The 3,673-nt window shown below is 55.9% G+C and carries 2 protein-coding genes and 1 pseudogene; 2 read left to right on the forward strand and 1 reads right to left on the reverse strand.

The genetic code is table 11. From position 1 onward, the window contains the following. Positions 1-516, forward strand: a 516-nt coding sequence (locus Q0753_RS16420; protein ID WP_298723654.1) for an integrase domain-containing protein, incomplete at its 5' end; no start/stop codon positions are given. A gap of 1,129 nt (positions 517-1,645) precedes the next feature. Here Q0753_RS16420 and Q0753_RS16425 read toward each other — a convergent pair. Next, positions 1,646-1,999 (reverse strand): hypothetical protein, encoded by a 354-nt coding sequence (locus Q0753_RS16425; protein WP_298723657.1) that lies wholly within the window; start codon positions 1,997-1,999, stop codon positions 1,646-1,648. Positions 2,000-3,146: 1,147 nt separating this feature from the next. Between Q0753_RS16425 and Q0753_RS16430 the strand changes: the two are divergent. Next, positions 3,147-3,673: pseudogene (locus Q0753_RS16430) on the forward strand (integrase domain-containing protein); the annotation flags it as partial.

A 3,673-nucleotide genomic window follows, 5' to 3' on the forward strand; every position in this document is an offset into this window, starting at 1 on the left:
GCCCTGATGGGCCTACAGCGCGAACTGGGTTTGCGCTTCCAGGAAAGCGCCAAAATCGACGCCGCCAGGGCATTGGCTCAGGCCGAAAAATCCGGTTCCGTGGCGGTGCGGGACGGCACCAAGGGGGGAAGGCCTCGCACCGTTCCCATTACCCGACCTGAACAGCTGAACGCGCTCCGGGCCGCCGCTACTATCCAGGGCCGTGACCGCAGCATGATCCCGGCCGACCAAACCTATTCCCGGTTTCGAGCCGAGGCATACCAGGCAATCGAAAGATCGGGAATCACATTCCACGATTTACGCCATAGCTACGCACAGGCCCGGTATCACGCCATTGCCGGTGCTCCCTGCCCCGTGGTCGCAGGAGTACCACACCGGCAACACCATCAGCACTTGAGCCGTGTCCTGGACGTTTCCATCAGTGCCGCAAAAGAACTGGATCATGCCGCCAGAATGCAGGTTTCGGCCGAACTTGGGCACGGTCGAATTGACGTTACCAACGCTTATTTGGGGTAAGCCATGAACGCAGAAATATGGGCCAAACGCCAGGCCGACACCTACCTAAGACACGGGGGTAAAACCAGCCGCAGGGCTACCGTTCGTCGGCTGATCGCCATTATCCAGGACATTCAGCATCACGAACCAGGAGCCAACAGACCAGAACAAATCGGCAAGGCGCATATACACCGCTATTACGCACGGCATGAGCATTTGGCCCCCAGCACCATGCGGGATCACTACTATGCCGTCAGGTTGTTTTGGCAGTGGTTGGGTCGCACAGGAAGCCCACCGAAACCTAGCTAAAACGCCCTTATTGCTAAACCATCTTTTTCCATCAAACCCGTACAGAGTAAAGGTTTAGCACCGAGTCGGCTTAGGGGAGGTCGCTCAATGCGGGGACATCTGACTACGCCAGAACGCGGCACAGGCTATGGATAACAAAAGGCCGTTACCCACAGCCTGCACCTGCTTGCCCTCCGCAACCGCTCCCCAAAGGTGCAAGCTCTCTCTTTAGTTTTGGAAAGACAGGGCTTTCCGGCTACGCCGGACCCCACCCCGAAACGATGAAAATCGTAGGGTGTCTGGGTCCATTCTCCGTCGCGTCTACGTCAGGGATGACTCCCCCTTTCCGTCGTGCCCTACGCTGCAACGTTGGCGCTACCACGGCATTTTCAGCCGTCACAACGTCCCCCACAGTGTTGCCTATCGACCCGTATTATCATTCCGGTATCCCCCGCGCCTGGCACGTGAAGCACGGTTCCGCATTACGTCATTTCGGGGTCGATCCGTTCGCTGGCCGCCTCTGGTTACCTTGATCGGCGACAGTACGCTGCGCATGTCCAAAACATCTTGATTCCAAACATGCCACAGAGCCATCTGGCCCAGCAGACGCAACAAAGCGCCGCTACGTCATTACAGCGGTAACAGGCATTTAGCGGGAATTTGCTTGAAGGTAGGGAGGTCTACAGATAGACTTTACAGGACTTCGGGTAGCTGCATCCCGCTAATGATGCCGTTACCTTGGTTAAGTTGGTGCCAGCCTTCTTAACCCTCGAAAAACCGCCTGCCAGGGCGGTTTTTTCGTATCTGAACGGAGCTAGATTACGCTGAACGACACTCAACCGTCAACCAACCAACGTTGCCGCTAGATAAGCCCTAAGAAACTAGAAAAGTGAAATGAAAACGGAACGCCACATACACCGACAAGGGGAAGCCAAATCCTCAATGAACGGCACGCAAAGCTAGCACCAAAACGGTATGCTAAAACGGCAATTATAAAGACAGGTATCAACTTAAGTGGGGGCTGATGTGATACCACCAGCCAGGCAACAAAGTATCCCACCCCTAAAATGCCGGCGAGAGAACCCAACGCTGATACTTCGAGGGTTGGTTGTTCTTCTCCACCACGAAGGGAACCTACCTTTTGACCTAGCCCCATGAAAAAACTGCACGCACAAGAAAAGAACAACACCAGAAGAAACACATCCAACTCACTCATCAAGTAACCCTTATTATTAAATGGATAAAATAACCTTGGTGAGACAGAAGAAGAGCCGCCAACATCCTCCCAACTCTCCACCCTCTCCTATGTATATACTTAGATAAAAGCATTCTGTGACAATTGCTGCGTAAAATAGCCATTACGTTAAATGGCCCAGTTTTCACGTAAAACCCCCCCGTTAGCCAGAAAAAACGCCCCCTGAGCGCCGTTCTGCGCACGTTCGACACCCTACCCAGGGCGATTCCTTGCTGAAAGTTTGCAACGCTTTCAGCGGCTTTTGAGGGCGTAAAACATGCCCCTCCGATTTCAGATGAAATGATGACCGAACGGGCCAAATTTCCACATGTGTAAAAACGGAGCCAGGGCAGAACGCCGCGATTTATCCGGCGTTCTGCCCTGGCCGGCGAAGCCCGGCGAGGCAGAGCTGGACGACTCCGATCTGGCGGCGTACACTGCTTGAGACCTACGGCACTAAAGCCGTGACATGACGACAAGGGCTGAAAATCGTCACCAGCGCCCCCGCACCAACACCAGCCGCAGCCCGGCACTTTCACACTTAATGCGCGCATCGCGCATGATCGTTCCTGCATGGCACGCGCTATCGCAGGCCGGTATCTAATGCGCCCGCTATGGGCATATTCAACCAGCGGCCACTGCCGCAACCTGAAAAGAATCCTGGGCGCAGGATAACTAAAACCCGGGCCCATATTTTTGGCCCCCCCCTCATTCGGAACCGATCCTGGAGTGGGGAGCAACGCAACTTGAAAACACCAAATACACCTACCGGCCTACGCCGGATTTTTTGTTACCCGTCTCTGTCCACGACAGAGACGGGTATCTGAAACGCCGCGAACGCCGCGCAAGCCCTGGGTTTACGGGCTTTCAACCGAGAACGAAATCAAACAGAAACACTCGATCTGTGCCAGCCGGATCGCCCAGCAGCCCCACCAACGGGGCCAGCTGGGTGAGCGCGACACCCCCGCCATAGCAGCCTATCGAATCCACACTCCCGAGGGGTCGGGTTATCCCCCATACCGCCGTCAGACGGGCTCTGACATCACGCAGCCAGGACACGCGCAGTCCCCATAACACGCGCATTAACACTCAACATTGCATCGGGGCAGGCTGCCGAACAGGACAGGTTATGAGACAGGAACAACGGAATATCGCAGCCCGAAATTACGGCCTGCGAAGCCGCAACATGATCGACGCCGGCCGTCATGCTCTTCAGGAGGGCATGCAGTCCCATTCCTCCATTGCGACCATGACGGATCGCTGGCGGGTATTCGCGGTTTACGTTCGGGACGAACTAGGGGTCAGGGATATGCGCCGCATCGAAACCGCACATCTACAGCAGTATGCCGCCACTCTCCGCGAGCGCTTTGAACGGGGCGAAATCAGCCCCGCCACAGCCCAAAATTATTTGAGTACCGTTAATCGCGTTTTGGAGATCGCCAGAGGCGATAAGGCCGTGCGCCTCGACCCCGTTCGTGGCGCCGGTCTGCCCCAGCGGAGCGGTATTTGCCAAGAGTCCCGGGCCGTTTCCCAGGAACAACATCAGCAGGCCGCAAAGACCGTAACTGAGCGAATTTCAGCCCTGATGGGCCTACAGCGCGAACTGGGTTTGCGCTTCCAGGAAAGCGCCAAAATCGACGCCGCCAGGGCATTGGC

Source organism: uncultured Oceanisphaera sp. (assembly GCF_947495715.1).
In the GTDB taxonomy this organism is placed as follows: domain Bacteria; phylum Pseudomonadota; class Gammaproteobacteria; order Enterobacterales; family Aeromonadaceae; genus Oceanimonas; species Oceanimonas sediminis.

What these genes read in the sequence shown, in the direction of transcription:
- Q0753_RS16425 (WP_298723657.1), bottom strand. Translation starts at nt 1,999, where the DNA reads ATGAGTGAGTTGGATGTGTTTCTTCTGGTGTTGTTCTTTTCTTGTGCG.